We start from the raw sequence: 24,803 nt of genomic DNA, 5'->3' as shown, positions 1-24,803 counted from the left end.
CCGTTGCTTGATATTCTTCGTTAAAAATAAGCTGCATAACATTACTAGTTTAAAGAATATGTACTCTTTTTTCAAGTTATGTAAGTATTTTCTTAAGATTTAAGCAGCCTGTACTTTTTTTGAGCACAGCTATTTCGCTAATTGAATGATGACGATCCCCACAATGATCACTGCTGTACCGATCACGGTCCCTAAGGTCACTTGCTCATGTAAAATTAGCTTTGAACCTAATAAAACAGCAATATTCGTACATGCAACACCTAGTGGGACGATGTAAGAAACTTCTGATTTACTCACAATGACCATCCAAAGCACAAAGCTGAACATGTAACATAAAAAGCCAATGATCGTTGTCAACGACATTGAGAAGGAAAAAACAGCATTCGTAAAGTGGATCGCTGTTGCTTGCGATCCTAATTTCACCAAAATCAGACCTGAAGTGGATAAAACAACATATAATAAAAATAGTAGCATTATTTTTTCTCCTTTTTATCCTTTAAAATCGATAGTTCCTGAGTCAATAATTTAATTTGGTTTTGCTGCTTAGACAACAATGCAGAGTTCTTGATTTCAATAAAAAGCAATACGAAGATCGCCATGATCAACAAAAAATTCGATGTCGTTTCAAATCCCAGCTTCTTGCTGAACCACTCTGGTAATTCAGGAAATATCGCAACTACGACCAAGCCAACAGAAATGATCAGCCAGCGGATCGCATTTTTTAATAAAAAAACATTTTTATTGATGGAACGAATAATATAAATAAAGAAAATCAATGAGAACAAAACCATCTCAACACGTAAAATGCCACTCATTAATCTCCCTCCCTCATAAAGCTTGATACAAGAATCGCCAAACTAACTTCAAACATGTAACGGACTGATGTAAAAGCACGAATCGAAGATTGTCCGCCAGAACGTTCTCTCATATCCGCCGCAACTTCTTTGATCGTAAATTTCTTTTTCAATAAATGAACCGTCGATTCAGGTTCAGGATAGCTCGTAGGATATTTCTTCGAAAAATAAGCAATGATTTCTTGATTACCAGCTCGATACCCTGATGTGACATCGTAGATTTTTTTTCCTGAAGAAAGATAAATCAAAAATGAAAGGATCCTGATTCCTACACGACGCATAAAGGTCGTTTGAAAAGCCGTTTTTTCATTTGGCAAAAACCGAGAACCAATCACAAAGTCTGCTTGCTTTTTAATGATCGGCTGTACTACTGCATCTAAACTGCGAATGTCGTGCTGTCCATCTCCGTCAAATTGTACAGCAATGTCATACTTATTCTCCTCAGCATAACGGTAACCGGTTTGCACTGCACCGCCGATTCCAAGATTCATGACTAAATGAACGGAATTGATCTGATGTTCATTTAAGATCATTTGCGTATTATCCGTCGATCCATCATTGATCACAACGTAATCGATCGTATAAGAATAATTATCTTTGTGGTCTTCTTTGAATCGTTCGACCGAGTAGATCGTATTCAAAATCGTTTCTTCTTCATTATACGCAGGAATAATCAAAAGAATCCGCAAGATAAACCCTCCATCCAGTAATATACACTTTCTTTTTACACCTTTATTGAATACACTATATTTTACAACAAGAGAAGAAGTAATAGAAACAGATACTCACTTCTATTACTTAATCGCCTGTGTGCAGTCTATTTTTTTACTTGTTCTAACATTGACGCTAAGGCTTCTTGCCAAGTCGGAATAGTAAAACCTAGATTTTTTGTTTTACTTAGATCCATCACAGAATATTTAGGACGAATCGCTTTTTGTGGAAACTTGCTTGAATCTACAGGTAAAACGTCAACATCTTTGTCTTTTAAAATTTCCTTAGCAAATTCATACCAGCTGCAGCTGTTGTCATTTGATAAATGATACACACCATACGGCACTTTTTCTTTAATAACAAATGTCATAAATTCTGCTAATGTTCTTGTCCACGTAGGGCGGCCAAATTGATCATCCACTACAGTCAATTGTTTGTTCGTTTCGGCTAAACGCTGCATGGTAAAAACAAAGTTATGTCCATACTGTCCAAAAACCCAAGAGGTCCGGATAATATAGTAGCTTTCCAAAATTTCTTGAACGATTTGTTCTCCTAATAGTTTTGTACGTCCATACTCATTTTGAGGATTAGTTGGATCGTCAGTCTTATAGGTATCTTCTTTTTTAGTACCATCAAAGACATAATCTGTACTTACATATACCAAGGTTGCACCGACTTTTTTTGCAGCAAGCGCTACATTGCGAGTCCCATCGACATTGATCTTTTCATCCAGTTCCTTGCCTTCATCTTCTGCTTTGTCTACTGCTGTATAAGCAGCACAATGATAGATCACTTCAGGTTTTAGATCAGTAATGAACGTCATCGTTTGTTCTGCATCCGTGATATCCATTTCTTTAGAATCTGTAGATACATATTCTAGTCCCTGTTCATCTAATAGATGGCGTAATTCTGTTCCCAATTGGCCATTTCCACCAGTTAAAAGTATCATTCGTAATTTCCTCCTTCAAAAAACGATCTGCGTAAAAGTACTCTCTTTTACAGCCTTTGTCATTTCGTATTTAGAGCGTGGAGCAAAACCAATGCTTAGTTTTGTCCCACGCTCAATAAGTCACTATTTTAATCTTGCTTGGTTAAAATCAGGTGCATGACATCTATAAAAATGATATCGATTTATTGACCGCTTTTCGCATAGTTGGCTTCTACAGCATCTTTATCTGCTTTCCACCAGTCTTCATTCTCTGTATACCACTTAATCGTGTCTGCTAAACCGTCACGGAAATTCGTAAATTCTGGTGACCAGCCTAATTCTTCACGTAGTTTTGTTGAATCGATCGCATAGCGTAAGTCGTGTCCAGCACGATCATTCACATGCTCATAAGCATCTTTAGGTTGTCCCATCAATTCTAAGATCATTTCGATCACTGTTTTATTATCCTCTTCACCATCAGCACCGATCAAATAAGTTTCTCCGATACGGCCTTTAGTCAAGATAGCCCAGACAGCAGACGAGTGATCATTCGTATGAATCCAATCTCGAACATTTTTTCCTGCCCCGTATAATTTCGGTGTGATCCCGCTTAGAATATTTGTGATCTGACGCGGAATGAATTTTTCGATGTGCTGATACGGCCCATAATTATTTGAACAGTTCGAAATCGTTGCTTTTAAGCCAAACGAACGACCCCAAGCCTTCACTAACAGATCAGACCCAGCTTTTGTTGATGAATATGGGCTTGATGGATTATAAGGTGTTTCTGCAGTAAATTTCTCTCCCGCTCCTTCTCCATGTCCCGGTAAATCTTCACGTAACGGCAGATCACCATAGACTTCATCAGTTGAAACATGATGATAACGAACATCATGTTTACGACATGCTTCAATCAATGTGTACGTTCCAATGATATTCGTTTGGACGAACGGAAATGGATCGTTCAATGAATTATCATTATGCGATTCTGCTGCATAGTGAACGACTGCATCTGTTTCTTTGACTAATCGATCGACTAATTCAGCATCAGCAATATCGCCTACAACTAGTTCAACACGATCTTTTGGTAAACCTTCTAAGTTCTTTTCGTTTCCTGCATAAGTTAATTTATCTAAGACAGTGACATGTACTTCCGGATGATTGTTCACTACATAATGAACAAAGTTTGATCCGATAAAGCCTGCTCCACCAGTAACAATGATCTTTTTCATTTTTAAGATCTCTCCTAAACTTTTTTAGATTTCACCATAGACAAATGGATTTTCAGCTTCAAATTCTTTTAATGTCGGGTGATTTTTATCCTTTTCAGACGTAATCGCTTTTTGAATATCGATCGGCCAGTCGATCGCCAAATCCGGATCATCGAAAGCGATCCCGCCGTCTGCTGCTGCATTATAGTAATTATCGCATTTGTATAGGAAATTGACATTCGGTGTCAACGTTACAAAACCATGGGCATAGCCCTTTGGTACTAACAACTGACGATGGTTATGCTCAGATAAAATATAGCCTTCCCATTGACCGTATGTCGGGCTTTCTTTACGAATATCTACTATAACGTCCAATACTACACCTGTTACCACACGGATCAATTTCGTTTGAGCAGCATCTCCTTTTTGGAAATGAAGCCCACGCAATACGCCTGCTTCAGTTGAAAGAGAATGATTGTCCTGAACGAAATCAAAGTCTAACCCCTGCGCTAAAAATTTTTCCTTTGAGTAGCTCTCAGTAAAAAATCCACGATGATCACCAAAAACATCCATTTCAATGATCTTTACGTCTTGTAATTTAGTATCAATAACTTTCATTTATCTTTCGCCCCTACTCTGCTTCTGCTAAACGTAATAAATATTGTCCATAACCATTTTTCTTCAACGGCTGTGCCAATTCGATCAATTCTTCTTTTGAAATGTAGCCCATTCTATAAGCAATTTCTTCTAAACAAGCCACTTTCAAGTTTTGACGTTTTTCGATCGTTTCGATGAATGTAGATGCTTCTAACAGTGACTCATGAGTACCGGTATCTAGCCAAGCATAACCTCTCCCCATAACCTCAACTGATAATTTATTCTTTTCTAAATATACCTTATTCACATCTGTGATTTCTAATTCACCACGATCAGAAGGCTTGATATTTTTAGCGATTTCGATCACATCGTTATCATAGAAATACAGCCCAGTAACAGCATAACTTGATTTAGGTTTTTCTGGTTTTTCTTCAATTGAAAGAGCCTGCATATCCCCATCAAATTCCACAACACCAAAACGTTCTGGATCATTTACATGGTAACCAAAGACAGTCGCACCACTCTCTTTTGAGGCTGCACGCTGAAGCATATTGGATAATCCTCCACCATAATAAATATTATCTCCTAATACCAAGCAGACGCTATCATCACCGATAAATTCTTCTCCGATGATAAAGGCTTGAGCTAGTCCATCCGGGCTTTCTTGTACAGCATACTCGATATGGATCCCTAGATCTTTTCCATCTCCAAAAAGACTCTCAAATCTCGGTGTATCATCCGGTGTTGAAATAATCAAAATTTCTTTGATTCCTGCCAGCATCAGTGTTGACATTGGATAATAGATCATTGGTTTGTCATAGATAGGCATTAGTTGTTTTGATGTGGCTTTCGTTAATGGATATAGTCTGGTCCCACTTCCTCCAGCTAAGATGATCCCTTTCATGAAAAAACTCCTTACTACTATTTTATTTTATTTCTTTTTCATTCGCATCACTAGTTATTATTGCATTATTACCTTTAATTGTCATTCATTTTAACGATATTTTACAAAACTGTAAAATAGTGACTTATTAAATATTGAACAGAAGGCGTTTCAATAAGGCATAACTGATAGCTGATCGCCATTTCAGCTGTTGATAAAAGCTCGCTTTCGTATTGATCTCACTAGCATTCGTATCATGTCTTCTATATAAAGTCAGCGGCTGCGTGATCAAAGCACTTTTTTTCTTATATGCCGCAATCAAACCGATCCACATGTCATGCATCGGAACTTCTGCCGGGATCGGTAATATCTTCGCTTTCAATCTGCTTCTAAAAGCCATACCGGCACCAATATATTTGTTTTTCACTATATTATGAAAAAAGCCCAATCTGACCTTGCGGTACGTAAAATAAGAGGGCTCGATCGTATGCAATCGCTCATCAACAATGACCAAATCACTAATGACCAAATCGATTTTGGGCTGGTTCTCGAAAAATGCCAACGTTGTTTGAACTTTTTCCGGAAGCCAAACATCATCCTGATCTGCTAAAAAAATGTACTCTCCACAACTTTGCTCAATAGCAAATTCAAAATTAGCAATCACGCCTTTTCCGGGACCTTTGAACAATTTGATCCGCGAATCTCTTGCTGCATATTCTTTTAGTATAGTGCACGTTTCATCTTTCGATCCATCATCAGAAATGACCACTTCATCTTCCTCTGACAGCTGGACCAAAATACTATTTAATTGTTCCTGCAAATATTTTTCGCCATTATACGTAGCAATACAAACTGAGATCATTTATTTTCCTTTCGACAATTTACGATATTCTGAAAATGTACGGCGCCAAATCGCTCGATTTTTTACCCGTAGAAACTGTTTGATGGATCTAAGCAATAAATGTTTTTTATGTTCAGTAAATTTATCATGATCGTATTTTTGGTAAAAGAGTGATTCCGCTTGAATGATCGATTCATAGCGTTTAAGACTTACAGCTGAATAATCTAATACAGACAACTCGTGGTCTACATGTTCATCTAGTACACAAATCTTTTTCTGCAATCGATGCAGCTGCCAAAATAACCAATGATCTAAAAAATCCAGCGGAAATTCTAGGTTGAATGTATTTAAAAGCTGCAATGTTTCCATGGGAAGAGCCGTACCAGAATTGATACTCATGATTTTCTCTGTATACATTCCTGCCTCAGGAAAAGTAGAGGCTCGACCGATATATCGTTCTGACAACACAGGCGAGATTTGTCTGCCATGTGATTGGACGATTGGGACATATGCACCGATATCTGTGGCAATATTTAGCCCAAGAAGCGTTTCGATATAAGAAGCCTTGATCGTTGTGTCTTGATCCAATAATAATAACAAGTCTCCTTGAATTTCTGTACAATAATCTTTCGCAGCATTGTAAGCAACAGCTAATCCTGGATTGGTTCCATCATGGAAGTAATGGACGTTCTGTTCATGAAACAACACATCTTCTTGTGCTTTAGCACTATTATCATAAACAAATAAATGGACTGATTCTTTTGTCAGCAGGACATCTTTTAACAAGACATAACTCGGGGTCTGTGCAAATTCAGTTTGGTATAAAACGATCGCAATGACCAGACTATTTGACATCAGAAAAACCTCCAACCCCATTTATTGAAAAATTTAACCATCGATTGTAAAAAGATTTTAAAGAGCTTTTTGTTTTTGTGCGCTCCTTTTTCATATAAATGAACCACCGTTTCAAAAGGGGTATATAAAATTTTATAGCCCGCTTTACCAAAGCTCATACACAAATCATTGTCTTCAAAATACATGAAGAATCGTTCATCAAAGCCGCCTATTTCTTTAAACTTATCTACATCGACTAGCATCAGACAGCCAGAACCCATCTTGATATAGGTCGTTTTGTCTTCAGGTAAATCGCGGCATTCATAATAACTCAAACGTTTATCGAACATTTTTTTGACAAATTGAAATGGAACAAAACGAAGCATATAATCAAAAACGTCTAACTTTTGGCGAACCAAATATTGTGTTGTCCCATCTGTATTCAATACTTTGGGACAAACGGCTGCAAGCTCTTCTTCCGTTTCTAGTCGCTGAACCAGTTTATCCAAAACCGCTTTTGTAATCAAAACATCCGGATTAAAAATCACGCCAAACTTAGTGTCGACCTGCTTCAATACCTGATTATGCCCATGACCAAATCCACTATTTTCCTCCGATAAATGAAGTGAAATAAACGAACCGTAGCTTTTTAAACGTTCTATGTAGTTTTGCTCTGATGCATTATCAAATATATGTATATCGTATTTCGACTCTATTCCTAGCTCATTTTTTAAATTATCAAGCACGTCAAAAATATGACGGCTGTTGTGAGTAACAATGGAGATCGTTATTCTATCATTCATATTTTTGCCCCTCGTTAAAAGTAAACGTCTAGTGGATCTTCACGTTTTGTTTGATAGTATCAATGAATCGATGATTCTTTCATTGATACTCATTTTCTTGATACATTGTTGAATTTTATGAGAGCGGAGCAAAACTTGATTTGTTTTGTCCCGCTCTCTTACTTTACTTAATGACTAAATTATAACATAGCCCAAAATGCCAGCAAAGATTCTTCTAAACACTTTTACTTTTTTTTAGAATGTTTGCCTAGCCGCTTTTCAAGTTGTTGATGGCGAAATTCTCGATTTCCAAACATACGTAAAATAAACATCAATGGTTGATGATTCTCACCGACCAATCCAATCATCTCAATAAACAGCTCTAACCCGATCGCACTGAACACGATCAATAGAATCGAAGCTAAATTGCTCGCATAACTAAACAACAGCGCCACAAAAGAAAAGACCAACGCTAAACCGTAAATAGTCATAACTGCCCCTTTATGTGTAAATCCTAAAGAAAGTAAGCGATGATGCAAGTGCATTTTATCTGCAGATGAAATCGGCCGCTTGTTCATCAAACGTCGAATAATTGCATAAACCGTGTCTGTGATCGGTACACCTAAAATGATCATTGGCGTAATCACTGTAATAAATGTCGCATTTTTCAATCCCTGCAAAGACATGACAGCAATCATAAATCCTAAAAACAGCGCACCTGTATCTCCTAAAAAGATCTTTGCTGGATAAAAATTATATGGGAAAAACCCTGCAATACTTGCAACTAAAACAAAGATCACAATTGGAATATACACTGTTTTCGCATGAAGGAAAAAATAGCCTATAACCCCAATCGTTGTCAAGCTTATGATCGAAACACCTGAAGCTAGACCATCTAATCCATCGATCAGGTTGATAGCATTCGTAATTGCCAAGATCCAAAATAAAGTCAATGGTAAACTCAGCCAGCGTAAATCAATCTGTCCTAAAAAAGGTAAGGTAACCATCTCAATACGAATATCTTTAACAAAGAAATAAACCACCAAAGCACCTAAAAGAACACCAACTGTTTTTTTCTTTGGTGATAATTCATAAATATCGTCGATCAGCCCTGTGGCTACAACAATTCCTGCGCCTAAGATGATGGGCCAAATATAATTTGTTGGAATGATCGATTGAAACAAGACTAGACAAGAAAACGAAAAAACAAAATAAATGCCCAACCCACCTGCTGTTGGCATATTTTTCGTATTTACTCTTCTTTCCCCTGGTGCATCATATGCCCCTATTCTAAAAGCCAATAACTTAACGATCGGCGTAACAATCAAGGATAAAATAAACGTCAAAAAAAGACGAATAAAAATTTCGTAAATAAACATTGACATGAAGGAACCTACTTTCTTAATGTACATCGTATATTATACCGAATCATTTCACATTTACAAGTTGGAACAAGTGTTTCGGTCAAGGCAGAGAAGACTCTCTGGCTAAAGGTCACTCACCCAAATACATTTAAACTATTTCTTGATTTTTTCTTTTATTTTATCCATTAATCGATTGATCACGCCATAACGATGCTCGATTTGCTCGTTAGATGTATATTCTTTGACCACAGCATTGATGATTCCACCCAAAATAATGATCGTCGCAGCAAAATTCAGCCACAACATCAAAATAATAAAGCTTCCGATGATCTGATAACTGGCAATTTTTGAACTAAAATATTTAATATACAATCCAAATACCTGCGATAAAAGCATCCAGCCAATCGTTGAAAAGACTGCACCAGGGATGATCGACCGAAAATTCAAGCGGGCATTTGGCACTACACGATAAATCAAACACATGATGACCATCAAAACAAGTGTTGTTATCGGCCATTTCAACGTCTGGAACGTATCGATAACGTCTGTTGAAAAATGAAAGATCGGCTGTAAAAAATCTAAAATCGTTTTTCCAAGACCTAATACACCGACCACTCCGACTACCGCTGTCAACAATAAAACGATCACAAATAGGGACATCAAACGGACAATAATGAAGTTTTTCCGCTGCTCCACACCAAAAGCCTTATTCATCGCGATTTGTAGTGCATTGATACTTTGACTTGCACTCCATAAAGCAGTTAACGCTGAAATAGATAATAAACTACCTGATCTTTGAGTCAAAAGAGATTTGATCGCAGATTGCAGATCATTGAAAATCGTTTCTGGTATAGCTTCTGCAATGTAAGGAAGCACATCGTTTGGATCAATATGTAAATACGGCAGAATATTTCCTACCGCAATCAATAGAGGAAAGAGAGACAAAAGTAAATAATAAGCCACTACTACCGAAGTATTCCCAATCTCAGAATCAACCATACGGCGTTGGGTCGTTTCAATGAAACGCATTAAGTTTTCATTGTTTTTTACTTTGTCCACTAATTTCATGCATACTCTCCTCTACTCTTTTTCATTAATATGTTAATTCTTCACCTTGAGAAGTCAAAATTTTAGGACCTTCCTTGGTAATTGCTAATGTATGTTCAAATTGACAGCTAAGACCGCCATCCAGCGTATAAGCTGTCCAGCCGTTTGGATCCATTTTCATGCGCCAAGTTCCAGTATTGACCATTGGCTCGATCGTAATAACCATACCTTCTTTCAAACGTAAGCCTTTACCAGCTTCTCCATAATGAGGGATCACAGGACTTTCATGAATCGTTGGTCCAACACCGTGACCTACAAAATCTCTAACAACGGATAAGTTTTCACTTTCAACATATGTTTGGATCGCATGACCGATATCACCAATGCGGTTCCCTACTTTTGCTTGCTCGATTCCTAAATACAATGCTTTTCTTGTCACTTCCATTAAATGATCAAGCTCCGGCGTCGAATTACCTACGACATACGCCCAGCAAGAATCAGAAACAGCCCCTTTAAGGTCGATACACATATCCACTTTGATCAAATCTCCATCTTTCAGTGGCTTTTTCCGAGGAAAGCCATGGCAGATTTCATCATTGATACTGCAGCAGGTAGCATATTTATAATCTTCAAAGCCGATTTGGGCAGCAACCCCGCCGTGACTTTCAATAAAGTCACGAACAAAAACTTCGATATCCCAGCTTGTGATCCCTGGTTTGATAAATGTGCGTAGATGACGGTGGACATCTGCCAATAGTTCTCCAGATTCATCCATCATTTCAATTTCTCTTGGTGATTTTAGTGTAATCATTCAATCTCTTCCTCCTAAAATTTAAAAGCGTATCAGGCTTGCTCAATTCTGATAAAAAAATAGCCAGGTAACGCTTTTGTTCAGCGATATATTTTAGTCTCTTCCTATTTCTGGAGACCGGCTAGCCAAGCTAGATAATCTTTATACTAAGAGTATTTTATCATAATTTGTGAAAATTTCACTGAAAAGTCGTTTTGAAATCTTGCACAAACGATATTTATACTAAACAAACATAAACAATCACTTGATATCAAAGGTTTATTCATTCAATGAGCTACTTCTTAGAAATGCCTCATTTTGTAATTTACACGACCTTCCTTCTTCTGCTATAATCATGATTGTATTACTTGAAGGAGGAAATTCTAATGACCTTAGCTAAAATTGTTTATGCAAGTATGACTGGAAATACAGAAGAGATCGCTGATATCGTCGCAGAAGCTTTCGAAAACTTAGATATTGAAGTTGAAATCAACGAATGTACTCAGGTAGACCCTGAAGATTTTGAAGATGCAGATATTTGTGTTGTTGCTACATACACTTATGGAGACGGCGAGTTGCCTGACGAGATCGTTGACTTCTATGAAGAGCTTCAAGAAATCGATCTTTCTGGAAAAACATACGGTGTTTGTGGTTCTGGAGATACTTTCTATGATGATTTTTGTAAATCTGTAGATGATTTTGACGCAGTATTCACAAAAATCGGTGCAACTAAAGGCGCAGATAACGTAAAAGTTGATTTAGCTGCAGAAGAAGAAGACATCCAAAACTTAGAAGCCTTTGCTAAAAAATTAGCAGAAGCCGTTAAATAATCAAGAAAATAGACTGGGAAAAACATTGTATATGCTTTTTCCAGTCTATTTTTTAATTATCAATATCGATCGGTGTATCTCGTTCAAGAATCTGCTCAATAGCTTCTAGCATCAAGCGTTCGATTTGTTCATCACTTGGGTGGATAATACCGGATGTCATCAAAGCAGCGATCCCTGTTGCAACGATCCATGTGCCCATATGCAAAGAATTGATTTCAGTATCATTCAGTTTTTCGTAATCCGGATCTTGTTTGACTGCCGTTGAAAAGTAATTATAAGAAAACTCCTGCATTCTCTTCCCGCCGCCATATTCTTCCAAATATAACGCGCGATACAATTTACTTTCATTTTTAGCAAAGTGGATATAATTCAACGCTAGATCGACAATCGTATTTCCTGTGTGAGCGACAGGGAATACTTCGTTTGCTAAATATTGATGGATTTTTTCGAAGAGTTCTTCTTTTAAATCATCCATATTTTTAAATTCTAAATAAATAGGTTGTGTTGAGCATTTCATTTGGGTTGCAATGTTACGTGCGGTGAATTTTGAAAAGCCTTCGTTGGCCACTACTTCGTATGCAGCATTTAAAATCTGATCTTTAGTAATTGTTTTTTTTCTTGCCATAATCCTTCAATCCCCTCTACCTATCCTTTACAACGCTTCCATATAAATACTATAGTTATTGTAACACGATTTAAGTTTTCTGCAAAATACTAGTCCTTTATTTTATTTATTCGATTATACCTACCTTTATAGCCCTTTTTTATATAATTAAATAAACAAAAATCAATGCTCGATCGTTTGAGTTCGCACGTTCTCCATGTTATGATATTCACAGTCAAATGAATGAAAATTAGGAGGTTACACTATGACTTTACCGAATTTTGAGGAAACGTTAAAAAAATATGCTCGTTTAATTGTTGAAACAGGTGTAAACGTTCAAAAAGGACAAAGCATTGTTCTACAAATCAGTGTGGATCAAGCACCCTTAGCTAGACTGATCACTGAAGAAGCATACAAATTAGGTGCAGGAGAAGTGATCGTTCAATGGACGGACGATCAGGTTCAACGTCAATTTTTACTGCATGCTGATGAAAAATATTTAGAAAATATCCCACAATATAAAATCGACCAAACCGATGACTGGGTCAACAAAGGTGCTAGCAGAATCAGTGTTGTTTCCGCTGATCCTGATGCTTTATCCGGTGTGGATACTGATCGTGTCGCTTCTTTCCAAGCAGCCTCAGGTAAAGCTTTGATGAATTTAAGAAAAGCAACACAAGCAAATAAAGTCAGTTGGAGTGTTGTCGCAGCTGCTGGTAAAGAATGGGCAGCGAAGGTTTTCCCTGATTTAGCAGATAGTGAACAACAAGTCGATGCTCTTTGGAATGAAATATTCAAAACAACTCGCGTATATGAAGAAGATCCAGTAGCAGCTTGGCACGCACATGACGTGAAGTTAGCAACAAAAGCGGCCGAATTGAATGAAGAACAATTTGATGCACTGCATTATACAGCCCCTGGCACAGATTTAGTGATTGGACTTCCTAAAAACCATTTATGGGAAGGCGCAGGCAGTGACAATGTCCGTGGAGAAAAATTCATGGCAAATATGCCGACAGAAGAAGTCTTTACTGCTCCTGATTGTCGCCGTGTGGACGGCGTTGTTTCTAGTACCAAACCATTAAGTTATGCCGGAACGACCATTTCTGGAATGACATTTACGTTCAAAGCTGGTAAGGTCACTGATTTTTCTGCTGAACAAGGCCAAGAGGTTTTAGAAACATTGCTCGACACAGATGAAGGTGCTCGTCAGTTAGGCGAAGTCGCTTTAGTTCCTGATCCGTCTCCTATTTCTCAATCTGGTATTACTTTTTATAATACTTTGTTTGACGAAAATGCTTCAAACCATTTAGCTTTTGGTTCTGCCTATGCTTTTAGCGTTAAAGGTGGTACTGAAATGACTGAAGAGGAATTAGAAAAGGTAGGCCTAAATCGCAGTCAAACCCACGTTGATTTTATGATCGGTTCGGATCAAATGAACATTGATGGTATTCGCACAGATGGTACAAGAGTTCCCATTTTCCGTAATGGAGATTGGGCATAAGAATTCATTTAACTCTTAATAAAGAAAGGATTTCTACGAACAAATAGATACTAAAAAACCTGTGAAGCGAATGTACGCTTTACAGGTTTTCTTTATATTAATACGGGAAGTAAAAGTCTACTGTGTAACCAATTGTTTTCAGGCCTTGTCTAATTTGATAAATATCACAAGAAACAGCTTTACGATTTTTATCATTCAATACTGATAATGCAAATGCTTCAACTGATTTAGTATCTTTAAATAGTTTCAATCCATTTTTCAAATATGAATTTGGTACACCTAATTTTTTAGGATCCAACTCACCAGCATATTTTTTATTTTCTCTATAAGACGTTTTCGCTGATGTATTGATCGTTACATAATTTTTCTTAGGTACTAGTTTGACTTCGATCGCTTCTAGGCGATAAGAATATCTTGATGTTCCAGCAGGAAGTCCACCTTTTTCCCAGCCCATCCAGCCAAATTCTTGTGCATGGACACGGTAAAACACATCATATACTTGCGCTAATTGACCTGTCAAATTGATTTGAATCGCTTCTAAACGTTTCTTTTGACCAGATGTCCCTGATGTTTGACCATTCTTTTTCCAAGCTTGCCAGCCAATATCTTGTACATGAGTACGATATTGGATATCACCTGTATAACCAGAATTGACTTTCAATTGAATGGCTTCTAAACGTTTTTTCTGTCCTGACGTTCCAGAAACCTGTGCATTCTTCTTCCAACCTTGCCAGCCAATATCTTGCACATGAGTGCGATAAGTTACTTCCGGCGCTGCAGCAGCACGTGAAATAGCTGGTGCCACATCTGGCTCTACAGAGTCCGATAAAACGCTCTCACTTTCAAAATTACCATAGGGTGTAATAGTGACTTCTTCTTCGGCATGGGCAGCAGTTGTACCAAAAATAGCAGCTCCAACTAAACCTAACAACAATAAACGAACCTTTTTCATTTTCTCACATTCCTTTCTTTGTAACATCATAATTATATAATAGTTACTCATTAGATTACAATAGTCATTCGAAAGAAATACATCAACTTTCTGCATTATTTTTATGCATAATGATAACTAACCTAAAAAAAATAAGCATGTATACAACATGCAAATCCATCTTTTACACACTTATTTCTTCATCTGTCATACTAGCAGCCTTCGCCAAGCTATTGATTTTAACCATTATCCATGATCATTGAACGTCCCCGACACGATTTGAACGTGCGACCTATTGCTTAGGAGGCAATTGCTCTATCCAGCTGAGCTACGGGAACTCAAGAGATGTTTTCATCTTTCAATGAAAACATCTGTTTTTATTTTAAAAGTCTTTTCAATTGATGTCAACAGGAATAATGCTCTATCTTTTTGAGTATGTTTTTTTTAAAAATACTCTTCTAAAACAGGTTTTCCTTTTGCCAGCCGGTCACCCAATTCCTCTAGCAGCTTGCTTGCTCCATGTATTCTTTCATAAAAGAGCAATTCACTACTTGTGCAATACCCCATAAACAATTGCGTCCACGCTTGAATCGTTCCATTGATCACCTTTGAAGAGTCTATTCTTTCAGAGCATTTCTCTACTGTTCCCTGTCCAGCTTCATTGATGTTCAGCCTCCACGTTCCTTCATTCCAAGGAGCGTAAAAATCCACTACTTCAAAATAATACGTCTCTTTTTTTCCAGGCGCAAAAGGATATCGATGCAAGAAAGCTTCGATCGAGACGATTCTCCCCATCATAAAAGGTGTCAGCTTCATATCAACGAGAGGAGCCGGCATCAAATGACTTAAATCATGGCCCGTATGTCCTGTTTCAAAATAGAATTCTTGTGAAGAGCCATTGTGCGAACCGATAAAGCCCACAAGCGCCTGAAATGCTTGGTTAGACAAATAGCCCCATTCCTTGATAGTGAAACGCGCTGCACTGGATCGATAAATTAAATAACCCTTTACATTCCCCTCTTCGTCTTCATAAATGGCAAATGAATTCTTTTCATCGGAACCCAAGCTATAATCCAGCCACCAATGCTCCCGAATCATTCCACCTCGCTGATTTTTCTCTAAACCAGCATAAATCGTTTGACAAATCGGCTTGATTTCTTCAAAATTTACACGCTTCATCTTTCCTAAACCGACTTTTACATGCGGCCAATCTGCCGCCTTGATAGTATAGCTAATTTGCTCAAATAGCTGTTCAAAACCATATTTACGATAAAAAGGATAAGAAAATGGTGCCAGGTAAGCCAAAGAAACCTCCTGCTCTGCCAAATCCTCCAATAGTTTTGACATGATCGCTGAAATACTGCCTTGCCCTCGATATTCAGGATAAGAAGACACACAACCAATTCCCGCCATTTGATGAACCGTTCCATGGAAATCAACAGTGAAAGGTGTCGAAATCACCTGACTCATCAATTTTTCTTCTGAAAAACAGCCATAATTTTGTGAATGTGCAACGATTTGTTTAAAATGTTCTTTCCGTTTTTCTGTTGTCTCTGCATTGAATGCATAAGCTGCTAAGTCAAACATTTCATTTAATTCTTTTATACCGATTTGACGAATTTCTTTTTCCACATCATTTCACCCCAATTAAAGTAAACTTCATTTTCATTGTACTCCAAGTTAAAACTAGGCACCAGAAAAAAAGAAAATAGATGTGAAACAAAACGGATCACCCGTTTTGCCTCACATCCATCAATTTAATTCTTGTTATTCCTCTGGTTCGCCTAAATTTGGATCCATTTTATTTGCTGCAAGAACAAACGGCGCCCAAATGACAAATGCCACAGCTAGATTGACGATAGTCAGAACGATCGCACGCCAGTCTCCTGCAGTTGCCAAGAAACCGCTGATGATCGTTGGCATCACCCAGATCACATTCACAACAACAGGATTGACTAAACCGGCCATCGTAGCAAAGTAAGCGATCGTAGCCGTTGCCAATGGAGCTAAGATAAATGGAATCAGCATGATCGGATTCAACACGACCGGCATCCCAAACATCACCGGTTCATTGATGTTGAACAAGCCTGGACCCACACCAAGTTTTCCGACCGTTTTGTAGTCTGCACGTTTAGATAGAAGTAAAATCGAAATGATCAAGACCAGCGTAACACCAGCTCCACCCGGCCAAACAAACGCCTCAAATGAACCAGCAACCCATTTATAAGGAATTTCTTGTCCTTGCTGATACGCATTAGTATTGTCGACCATCGCTACCCCATAAATCGATTGTAAAACAGGAGACATGATATTTGTTCCATGTAAACCAAAGAACCATAGCACATGGACAAGCAATACGATTAAGAAAACTGCTCCATAGCCTTGAGAAAGTCCGATCAATGGCGTCTGAATCGATTCAGAGATCCAGTCGATCAACAATTTTCCAGTGATTTTCTCAAAGATATGATAGATCATCGCTGATACATACAAAGCAACGACGCCTGGAATGATTGCTGCAAATGCTTTTGATACTGCCGGCGGCACTGAATCAGGCATTTTGATAATAATATTTTTCTTCATTAACTTCGCAAAAATAATAACAGAAATAAACCCAAAAATCATTGCTGTAAATAAGCCTGTTCCACCCATATATTTACCAAAAGGGAAATAACCCCAAGCACCAGCTTCAATAGCTGATACACCGTCAACCGTATTGACTGTCGCTCCAGCATCCGTAAAAAGTTGAGTGATATTTTTTGGTAATTTCTCAGCTAAAGTAACGGTCGTTGTCGCACTTTGCGGTAATCCGATGAAAAATGCTGCTAGCGAAACTAACATTCCTGATAACACATCGACATCGTATGCTCTTGCAACATTACATCCCAATGAAGCCGCAAAAACAACTGCCATAATCGCTAACGTGCCTGTCCAAACTAATCCGTTGACTGCAATCACAGGCGTAAAGAATGTTGTAATTCCATTTCCTTCGCCCAAATACGTATTAGGAAAATCCCGCATAAACGCATTTAGCAACACTGCAATTGCCCCTGCCATCGTTACAGGCATCATCCCAATAAAGGCATCTCTTAGCGCAACTAAATGCTTCTGCGAGCCAATCTTCGCAGCTACCGGCAAGATGTACCTTTCCATCCAAGCTGTTAATCCATTCATTCTTTTCTTCCTCCTAAACATTATTTATTTAAAAAGTTTACACTTTTTAAAACAACTCCCCAAACAGTGACACATACAGCTAAAAAAAGATTGCATCATTATAACTTTACATTCTTATAACAAGCAAGTAGTATGCCAAAGTGATCTAGACCAAAAAGTCGTTGTTTCCGCGGTTTATAATAAAGCGCTTTCTTTACACACTGTGTAAATATAAACGCACAGTGTATTTTGTGTGTAAAAAATGTGCAAAAAAAAAAAGAGCGTCTCTATGACACTCTTACTCAATATGATTGTTCCATCATTTTTAACATTTTATTAAACTGACGCTTTTTAAAGAACATCATGATCGTTCCAACTGCTGCATCATTGATTTTTTGTAAAAACCCGTAGGATTCCATTTTCTCAACATAATGAATCTCACAAGATTTGTCATCCAGCGGCTTGATATCATATTGAACTAAAAAGTCATTTTTGGTTGTAGACGTTCTAAAATGGTAAGCTGTATTTTCAACTACTTTTTCGACTTTGATACGTGCCCGGCTATTCTTTGAGAATTGTTTGACATATTCAAAATTGTTTAGTTGTTTTCTTGTTAGGCTTTTACCAGTATGTTTGCGTACGTCAAACAAAACAGAATCCATGACTTGGCCATAAAAAACAGATGCTGGAATATTTAATGTTTTTACGATTTCCATTATCGTTTCACCTCGTTGTTCTCTTTCTTATTTTGCTCTTCTTTCTTTTTTCCTTTAAAGAAAAAATATCCTCCGACTGCGACTAAGAAAATTCCTGTCGTCATACTTAACAAATCATACTTCATTGATGCAGGATTTAGCGCATATAAGATGATCAATGATCCAATACTGCATACAAATAAGCCATTTCTTACCATTTTACATCCATCCAATCTTTTTTAAACTGCTGCTGCTTGGAAGTATAAGACACTGCCCCAAGGCTGAGCTTTGATCAATTCTTTTGCTTTCTTGGCTGCTTCTTCTTTATCTCCAGTTACTTCAAATACTAGCTTGATCCCTTGCTTTTGACTAAATTTATAGGTGAAATCACCACCGTCATAGCTTTCTAATAATGCTTTGATTTCTTCTTGCTGCATTGCACTTGCGATTGTAATCATTTTAACCTCTCCCTTTTAAACAATGAAGCAGCTGCTTTCACTTTTATTAAGTGAAAGCAACATGCTATTTAATTTTTCTTCTTACAGATCTGTTGGTTCCATCTTATTCGCTGCAATAACGAATGGTGTCCAGATCAAGAATGTTACGACCATACACACAAGGGTAACTACTGGTGCACGCCAGTCTGCTCCTGTTGCTAAGAATGAAAGCAATAGCGGCGGTACAACCCATGTTACTTGTTGTGATACTGGTGCTACTAAACCAAAGTATGTTGCTAACCAGCCGATTGTAGTGGCTACTACTGGTGCAACCAAGAATGGTACAAACATGATCGCATTCAATACGATCGGTAAACCAAACATAATCGGTTCGTTGATATTGAAGATACCAGGTCCTAATGACAATTTACCTACAGTTAAGTAGTCCGCACGTTTAGAGAATAACAAGATCGCAATGATCAGAACGATCGTACCACCTGAACCTCCAAACCATGCAAATGCGTCAAATGAACCACGTACCCACATATATGCTTTTCCATCATCAATGGCTTTCAAGACCGCTGGTGTACCAGTTAAGCCTTTGTAGCCCTTTTGGAAAATATCGATATTGATCAATTGTGCTTGTCCCCAGATACCTTCTAATACTGGTGCCAATACGTTTGGCCCATGGATACCGAAGAACCAGAAAATTTGTACAAAAATCGTAACGATCAATACTGCACCGATCCCTTGAGATAAGCCCAAGAACGGTTCTGCAATATATTTTTGAACTAGATCGATGATCAATTGTCCATCTGTTAATTTACCTACGACAAAGTTAATAATTGCGATAACATATAATGCGATCGTTGCTGGTAAAATCGCAGCAAACGCTTTTGATACTGCCGGCGGTACTGAATCAGGCATTTTGATCGTGATATTCGCCAACATTAGTTTACAGAAAATGATAACAGAGATTGCACCCATGATCATTACTGTGAAGTATGCATTTCCATTTAAGTGATCAAGTTTCAACCAACCCCAGCCGCCTGCTGTTAAGCCTTCTGCTGTTGCTGACCAACCTGTATCGGCTGATCCTGCATTGATCGTGTTCATCAATTCTTTAGGAACCGCTGTTTCTAATGTATTAGAATAAGCAAAGGCAATCCCTTGAATCAATGTAGCTAAACCAACGATACCTCCAGCTAAGTCATTTACTTTGTATGCTCTAGCTAAATTATAGCCCCAAGAAAAGGCAAAAATCAAACCGGCAATCGCCAAAGTCCCATTCCAAACAAATCCATTGATCCCAATAATGACGTTAATAACTGCGAAGAATCCTTTATCTGCAGCAAGATTCGCTGCATAGTCTGAGAAGAATTGCTGCGGCAGATCACGAATGATCGCGTTGATCATTACGGCGATTGAGCCGGCCATTGTTGCTGGCATTGTACCGATAAAAGCATCACGTAACGCAACTAAGTGTTTTTGTGCACCGATTTTACCAGCTACCGGCAGAATGTACTTCTCCATCCAGGCTGTTAATCCATCCATTTTTTGTTCCTCCTATAAATAATATTTATTTAAAGAGTAAGCTACTCTTCAAACCCGTTTGACTGAAGTCCCGTTCAAAAAACTTCATTGTCTACTTTCTCCCGTTCAAAAAAGAAAATAAAACAGTTTATTCGTTGTCCATACGACGATACAAATCGATGATCTCTTTCGCTAAATCTGTAAATGCAATCGATGTCATCAAGTGATCTTGACTATGAACCGTTAATAATGTGACTTGAATATGATTTCCTTGGGCTTCCTGCGTCAGCATTCCTGTTTGAGAATGATGGGCTTGCACCAATGATTCCTCTGCATCCGCAATTTTTTGATCTGCCAACTCAAAATTTCCAGCTTTCGCTGCGGCAATCGCTTCCATTGCATCGCTCTTAGCATTACCGCCATACATGATCAAGCCCATTACTGCTTCTAAATTTTGTTGATCTTCCACTTTTTATTAACTCCGTTCATCGATTATTTTTTCTTGCTTATTTATCCATCAAAGCGATTGCTTGATCCAATACTTTTTCACCGTTCATCATACCGTAGTCTGACATATTGATCACATCTAATGGAATTCCTTTTGGTTCTAATTTTTGTTCAAATTGTGATTTCATGAAGCGTACTTGTGGGCCTAAAAGTAATACGTTTACATCCTTTGCTTCTAAGTTATTGTCTGCATCTGATGCTGATACAGCGAAGATATCTGCTTCCATTCCGCGATCTTCTGCCGCTTTTTGCATTTTTGTTACTAATAAGCTTGTGCTCATTCCTGCTGAACATACTAACATGATTGTTTTTTTAGCCATTTTCTGACACTCCTTCTAAGTTGTTTGTTGTACTTACACTTTTATATAAAGCAAAAAGCGTGCCAAAAATTGTATAGACCAAAACCAGTATTAGCAAGGTTTTGGTCTATACGTTTTGTGTACACACTAAGATTTTTCGATTACACTGTATAAAATGTGTGCGTTTTCTTTGTTGATCCAATAGCGTTTGAAGCGGTTTCTATATTCATTGTTTTTAGCAATTATTCATACTCTTTATTTACTAAGCCAAATCTTTTTCTTTTTGCTAAGTAATGCTAAAACGAGAGAATCATAAAAATTTACAATTGCTTCAACTAAACTTTCCATGCAATTACTCCTTCTTATCGTTTTTGATCCAGTCGTAACTTAATATAGAGGACCTTTTTAAATTCGTTTACATAATATTCTTCATCGTCTATTCAGCTTTTCCATTCTCTCAAATTTTCCATTTTCATTTGTGCCTTCAATCGAATCTTTTTCAGTCAAATTCATTTTTTTTAAAAGTCTGCAATTTAATCACCAATTTTATAACTGATTGTCACGAAGCGCTCATATCAAATAATCTCCTAACATCTCACTTGATTTATCCCAATGTTGTTGAATCAATTCGTTATTATAGGCCTGTGAATTTGTGCGACTAATTTTTCTATTGCTACCATAAAACTGTCCGGATTCCCAATCTTTATCAGGCATTCCTTCGATAAAATGCACTAAATTTTCACCGCCTTTTTGCGCTGATATGAGAAATATTTTCAGAAAAGAATGATACACATGACGAAAATAACTATTTGTTTCTGAAGCAAAATTGGTTGCTACATTTCCTGGATGAAAGGCTACAGTAGAGATTCCATGTTCGTGATAGCGGTTATGTAGTTCCTTCGTAAACAAAATATTCGCTAATTTCCCATTTCCATAAGCTCGATTCGGACTAAAATCCTGCCAGGTATTCATATCCTCAATATTGATTTTTCCATATAATTTCGCACCTATACTTGAAGTATTTACAATGCAAGCATGACTATCGATTAAACGATCCATCAAGAGGTTAGTCAACAAGAATGGCGCCAAATGGTTGACTTGAAAGCTCTTTTCAAAACCGTCTGATGTTTTCGTTGGTCCACTAAAAATACCACCCGCATTATTGACCAGAACATCGATCACAGGGCAACAATCAAGAATCTTTTCCGTTAGTTCTATCACACTTGATAAATTTTCATAATCTGCTATAAAGTAGTGCTTCGCCTTAACTTTTTCAGCAACTCTTTTCATTTTACTCTCTGATCTTCCAACCAAAATCAACTGATGTTGATGATTTGAAAGAATCTGCGCTGCAGCCGCTCCAATGCCATCACTCGCTCCTGTTAATACAATTGTTTTACTCTTCATTCTTACTCATCCTATCTAAAAATAACCGCTTGCGGCACATCCTTATTATGACTTTTTTCAACAAACGTTAAATATTCATTGTAATATATTCGTCCTTTGTTTTTTCTTTTGTTCTTCAGTCATGTTCGAAATATCTATTTTTTTAAGCCTTTGGATAATTGCTGCTCATTGCTCTTCCTAAATCCTAGCATATGATTTTTCCGTTTTTTTCTTCCTTCAGTTGTAATTCTTTTTAGCAATCAATGTTAGTGTCTACTTAGCTCTTGTAACTTTTGATCGTTTTTGGATCTCATACACACTGCCACTTATCCTTTTAAGAAACCTGATTTTCAGAATTGATTACGTTCAACCATTGAGCACCAAGTGTTTCAATCCACTCAACTAGAGTTCTACACTTGTTAAGTGTATAAAAAGTATATTCAGGATAACCTTGACATCGTTGAGTATAATCACTTGAGTTATCGTGAGCGAAAAGGTATATTTTTTCTGTATTTCGATCGCACAGAGTGACATCACCATTAGCCTCCAAATCTACAATAAATAATGCCTCTAAATCAATATATTCAGTATTCCTTCCAAACTCCTCCTTCCCATACTGCTCTAGCTCATACCGTATATCTTCTAAATATTCCTTACTATCTAACTCATCAAAACCTAATATCTTAGTTTTATTTTGCCAATAAAACTCACCTTCGCCTATAGACAATTCATAGTAAAACTCTAAAATACCTCCTAACATACTCATAAATATTGTATAGGGCTCCACTTCAATAAAGTTTTCTTTTTTAGGTGGTAAACAAACTATTTCAAAGATATGACCCTTTATTTCCCAGCATAATACCCAATAATTTATTTCTTTTTTTCTATCTTTCGTAAAGATTTCTAATAGTGTTGCAGATTTTAACATCAATGTAAATTTAGGGAATAAATCTCTAAATTTACTAGTTATGTTTAGTTTTTTCTCTTGCCATTTCAATATCTTATTTTTGTTAAAAGTATAACTATTTTTCTTTGAAAGGTAGTCAACATATTTTTCCATCATACACTCCTTATTGATCCTTTTTGCCATCAACAACTTTATCAGCTGAAATTTTCATTTTAATCAAGTAAGTCAATCAACAAAGCCACTATTTAACACAACTGCCCAATCATATTGAATCTCTCTAAAATTGAATGTCCACCTATCTAATCCATTCGTTTTTCTTCTAGCAATATCTTATCGCAGTTTCCAGAAATACTTATTACATTGAATGCCTTTTTAAGTATTGAAAGTTCCCACTAGGGCTAGTGGACTGTCTCCAAAATTTAAAGTACTATCAACCTTTTGATCTTTAATGTTTTTAAGAACAGCGCTTAATGCCTCCTTATTACCATGAATATCTGAAATTACTGCATATTTCATATTTATCTTCTTTCAAAATTTTTATTTTGATTTTTTTCAGTAAAAGTCGTTGGACTTTCTTCGATTGCAGAACACTTTTTATTCTTTATAGATCCTATTTGTATAATGCCATTGAATAAAAAACTTTGAGCGCATTATTATTTGGAAACTTTTCTACCTCACTCTTTAATGTTTTGCAGCTAAACCATACTTACCCAACGTTCTATAGGTACTGCCTACACCAAGAAATGCTCCTTCTAAGTCGGCACTATTAAACCTTTCTTGATCGATTTTTTCGTAATAATATATTGCTTTAGATTCTCTTTCTAAGATATCAAAACTTCAAGCAATTTAATAGTTTAAATAAGGAGTATCATTTATATTATTTTCCATTCGTTACCACCCTTTTGGGGAACTACTTTTCATTGGTTCTCATGAAAGAAACTTTCCTAAACAGTCTTATTGCCCAGTCGAAAAATAAAAGGTGTATATTCTCCTTCTAATATCTACATACCGCCATTACGCTTTTACTTTAGCATTGTTTTGGGCAGGTGCTTCTGATACAATGTTAGTAATTTCTTAGTTCGACTATTGCCGATAAGGTGAAGCGATTACATAAGATTATTTTGGAGGATAAAACATGAATTCAACAGTTACTTTCTATATTACTCGACATGGTGAAA

General features: G+C 37.1%; 28 protein-coding genes and 1 tRNA gene. 2 read left to right on the top strand and 27 right to left on the bottom strand.

Annotated elements, in window-relative coordinates; translation table 11 throughout:
* Positions 1-129 precede the first annotated feature (129 nt).
* From H3T55_RS08735 to map, 13 genes are all read right to left on the bottom strand, one after another.
* A complete protein-coding gene (locus tag H3T55_RS08735; RefSeq protein WP_087641093.1) occupies positions 130-474 on the bottom strand; it encodes a hypothetical protein in 345 nt (114 codons plus the stop codon).
* Complete coding sequence (locus tag H3T55_RS08730; RefSeq protein ID WP_225534172.1) at positions 474-815, bottom strand: DUF2304 domain-containing protein; 342 nt, start codon at positions 813-815, stop codon at positions 474-476. Before H3T55_RS08730 ends, H3T55_RS08735 begins: the two co-directional genes overlap by 1 nt.
* Positions 815-1,543 carry a glycosyltransferase family 2 protein gene (locus H3T55_RS08725; protein WP_087641091.1) on the bottom strand — a complete coding sequence of 243 codons (729 nt, stop codon included), beginning with the start codon at positions 1,541-1,543 and terminating at the stop codon, positions 815-817. Before H3T55_RS08725 ends, H3T55_RS08730 begins: the two co-directional genes overlap by 1 nt.
* A 128-nt stretch (positions 1,544-1,671) precedes the next feature.
* Complete coding sequence (gene rfbD, locus H3T55_RS08720; protein ID WP_225534171.1) at positions 1,672-2,514, bottom strand: dTDP-4-dehydrorhamnose reductase; 843 nt, start codon at positions 2,512-2,514, stop codon at positions 1,672-1,674.
* A 182-nt stretch (positions 2,515-2,696) separates the two neighbouring features.
* Positions 2,697-3,725: a dTDP-glucose 4,6-dehydratase gene (rfbB, locus tag H3T55_RS08715; protein ID WP_225534170.1), complete on the bottom strand. Its 1,029-nt coding sequence runs from the start codon at positions 3,723-3,725 to the stop codon at positions 2,697-2,699.
* A gap of 24 nt (positions 3,726-3,749) precedes the next feature.
* A complete protein-coding gene (rfbC, locus tag H3T55_RS08710; RefSeq protein ID WP_225534169.1) occupies positions 3,750-4,322 on the bottom strand; it encodes a dTDP-4-dehydrorhamnose 3,5-epimerase in 573 nt (190 codons plus the stop codon).
* 13 nt (positions 4,323-4,335) lie between these two features.
* A complete protein-coding gene (rfbA, locus tag H3T55_RS08705; RefSeq protein WP_087641087.1) occupies positions 4,336-5,205 on the bottom strand; it encodes a glucose-1-phosphate thymidylyltransferase RfbA in 870 nt (289 codons plus the stop codon).
* Between the two features lie 127 nt (positions 5,206-5,332).
* The gene (locus H3T55_RS08700; RefSeq protein WP_225534168.1) at positions 5,333-6,046 is read right to left on the bottom strand and encodes a glycosyltransferase family 2 protein; all 714 of its coding nucleotides are present in this window, start codon (positions 6,044-6,046) and stop codon (positions 5,333-5,335) included.
* Complete coding sequence (locus tag H3T55_RS08695) at positions 6,047-6,880, bottom strand: glycosyl transferase family 2 (protein WP_225534167.1); 834 nt, start codon at positions 6,878-6,880, stop codon at positions 6,047-6,049.
* The gene (locus H3T55_RS08690) at positions 6,880-7,662 is read right to left on the bottom strand and encodes a glycosyltransferase family 2 protein (RefSeq protein ID WP_225534166.1); all 783 of its coding nucleotides are present in this window, start codon (positions 7,660-7,662) and stop codon (positions 6,880-6,882) included. Before H3T55_RS08690 ends, H3T55_RS08695 begins: the two co-directional genes overlap by 1 nt.
* Before the next feature lie 224 nt (positions 7,663-7,886).
* Positions 7,887-9,026 (bottom strand): glycosyltransferase family 4 protein, encoded by a 1,140-nt coding sequence (locus H3T55_RS08685; RefSeq protein ID WP_087641083.1) that lies wholly within the window; start codon positions 9,024-9,026, stop codon positions 7,887-7,889.
* Positions 9,027-9,158: 132 nt separating this feature from the next.
* Complete coding sequence (locus H3T55_RS08680) at positions 9,159-10,073, bottom strand: YihY/virulence factor BrkB family protein (RefSeq protein ID WP_225534165.1); 915 nt, start codon at positions 10,071-10,073, stop codon at positions 9,159-9,161.
* A 25-nt stretch (positions 10,074-10,098) separates the two neighbouring features.
* Positions 10,099-10,863: a type I methionyl aminopeptidase gene (gene map / locus H3T55_RS08675; RefSeq protein ID WP_225534164.1), complete on the bottom strand. Its 765-nt coding sequence runs from the start codon at positions 10,861-10,863 to the stop codon at positions 10,099-10,101.
* A gap of 365 nt (positions 10,864-11,228) precedes the next feature.
* Between map and H3T55_RS08670 the strand changes: the two genes are divergently transcribed.
* Positions 11,229-11,672 (top strand): flavodoxin, encoded by a 444-nt coding sequence (locus H3T55_RS08670; protein ID WP_087641080.1) that lies wholly within the window; start codon positions 11,229-11,231, stop codon positions 11,670-11,672.
* Positions 11,673-11,724: 52 nt separating this feature from the next.
* On the opposite strand, the gene H3T55_RS08665 is transcribed toward H3T55_RS08670, so the two are convergent.
* Positions 11,725-12,297, bottom strand: coding sequence for a TetR/AcrR family transcriptional regulator (locus tag H3T55_RS08665; RefSeq protein ID WP_087641079.1), 573 nt, complete (start codon positions 12,295-12,297; stop codon positions 11,725-11,727).
* 244 nt (positions 12,298-12,541) lie between these two features.
* Between H3T55_RS08665 and H3T55_RS08660 the strand changes: the two genes are divergently transcribed.
* Complete coding sequence (locus H3T55_RS08660) at positions 12,542-13,780, top strand: aminopeptidase (protein ID WP_225534163.1); 1,239 nt, start codon at positions 12,542-12,544, stop codon at positions 13,778-13,780.
* Positions 13,781-13,877: 97 nt separating this feature from the next.
* On the opposite strand, the gene H3T55_RS08655 is transcribed toward H3T55_RS08660, so the two are convergent.
* From H3T55_RS08655 to H3T55_RS08595, 13 genes are all read right to left on the bottom strand, one after another.
* Positions 13,878-14,732 (bottom strand): hypothetical protein, encoded by an 855-nt coding sequence (locus H3T55_RS08655; protein WP_225534162.1) that lies wholly within the window; start codon positions 14,730-14,732, stop codon positions 13,878-13,880.
* Positions 14,733-14,975: 243 nt separating this feature from the next.
* A tRNA-Arg gene (locus tag H3T55_RS08650) sits at positions 14,976-15,049 on the bottom strand.
* A gap of 106 nt (positions 15,050-15,155) precedes the next feature.
* Complete coding sequence (eis, locus tag H3T55_RS08645; protein ID WP_225534161.1) at positions 15,156-16,343, bottom strand: enhanced intracellular survival protein Eis; 1,188 nt, start codon at positions 16,341-16,343, stop codon at positions 15,156-15,158.
* Positions 16,344-16,478: 135 nt separating this feature from the next.
* Positions 16,479-17,882 carry a PTS sugar transporter subunit IIC gene (locus H3T55_RS08640; RefSeq protein WP_225534160.1) on the bottom strand — a complete coding sequence of 468 codons (1,404 nt, stop codon included), beginning with the start codon at positions 17,880-17,882 and terminating at the stop codon, positions 16,479-16,481.
* A 281-nt stretch (positions 17,883-18,163) separates the two neighbouring features.
* Entirely contained in the window at positions 18,164-18,577 is a 414-nt protein-coding gene (locus H3T55_RS08635; protein WP_087641074.1) for a DUF3284 domain-containing protein, read from the bottom strand.
* Entirely contained in the window at positions 18,577-18,774 is a 198-nt protein-coding gene (locus tag H3T55_RS08630; RefSeq protein ID WP_087641073.1) for a DUF3188 domain-containing protein, read from the bottom strand. The genes H3T55_RS08635 and H3T55_RS08630 overlap by 1 nt, the downstream gene beginning before the upstream one ends.
* Before the next feature lie 21 nt (positions 18,775-18,795).
* Entirely contained in the window at positions 18,796-19,014 is a 219-nt protein-coding gene (locus H3T55_RS08625; protein WP_087641072.1) for a hypothetical protein, read from the bottom strand.
* Positions 19,015-19,095: 81 nt separating this feature from the next.
* The gene (locus H3T55_RS08620; RefSeq protein WP_412523573.1) at positions 19,096-20,526 is read right to left on the bottom strand and encodes a PTS sugar transporter subunit IIC; all 1,431 of its coding nucleotides are present in this window, start codon (positions 20,524-20,526) and stop codon (positions 19,096-19,098) included.
* Positions 20,527-20,674: 148 nt separating this feature from the next.
* Positions 20,675-20,995: a PTS lactose/cellobiose transporter subunit IIA gene (locus H3T55_RS08615; RefSeq protein ID WP_087641070.1), complete on the bottom strand. Its 321-nt coding sequence runs from the start codon at positions 20,993-20,995 to the stop codon at positions 20,675-20,677.
* A gap of 37 nt (positions 20,996-21,032) precedes the next feature.
* Positions 21,033-21,353, bottom strand: coding sequence for a PTS sugar transporter subunit IIB (locus H3T55_RS08610; protein WP_069661642.1), 321 nt, complete (start codon positions 21,351-21,353; stop codon positions 21,033-21,035).
* A 549-nt stretch (positions 21,354-21,902) separates the two neighbouring features.
* Complete coding sequence (locus tag H3T55_RS08605) at positions 21,903-22,739, bottom strand: SDR family NAD(P)-dependent oxidoreductase (protein WP_225534158.1); 837 nt, start codon at positions 22,737-22,739, stop codon at positions 21,903-21,905.
* 313 nt (positions 22,740-23,052) lie between these two features.
* Positions 23,053-23,778 carry a hypothetical protein gene (locus H3T55_RS08600; protein WP_225534157.1) on the bottom strand — a complete coding sequence of 242 codons (726 nt, stop codon included), beginning with the start codon at positions 23,776-23,778 and terminating at the stop codon, positions 23,053-23,055.
* A 219-nt stretch (positions 23,779-23,997) separates the two neighbouring features.
* Positions 23,998-24,141 (bottom strand): metallophosphoesterase, encoded by a 144-nt coding sequence (locus H3T55_RS08595; RefSeq protein ID WP_225534156.1) that lies wholly within the window; start codon positions 24,139-24,141, stop codon positions 23,998-24,000.
* Positions 24,142-24,803 lie beyond the last annotated feature (662 nt).

This window comes from Enterococcus sp. S22(2020), from assembly GCF_020295385.1.
GTDB lineage: Bacteria > Bacillota > Bacilli > Lactobacillales > Enterococcaceae > Enterococcus_L > Enterococcus_L dunnyi.
The sequence above is the reverse complement of the archived record's forward strand: the minus strand, read 5'-3'. Positions and strand labels throughout refer to the sequence as shown.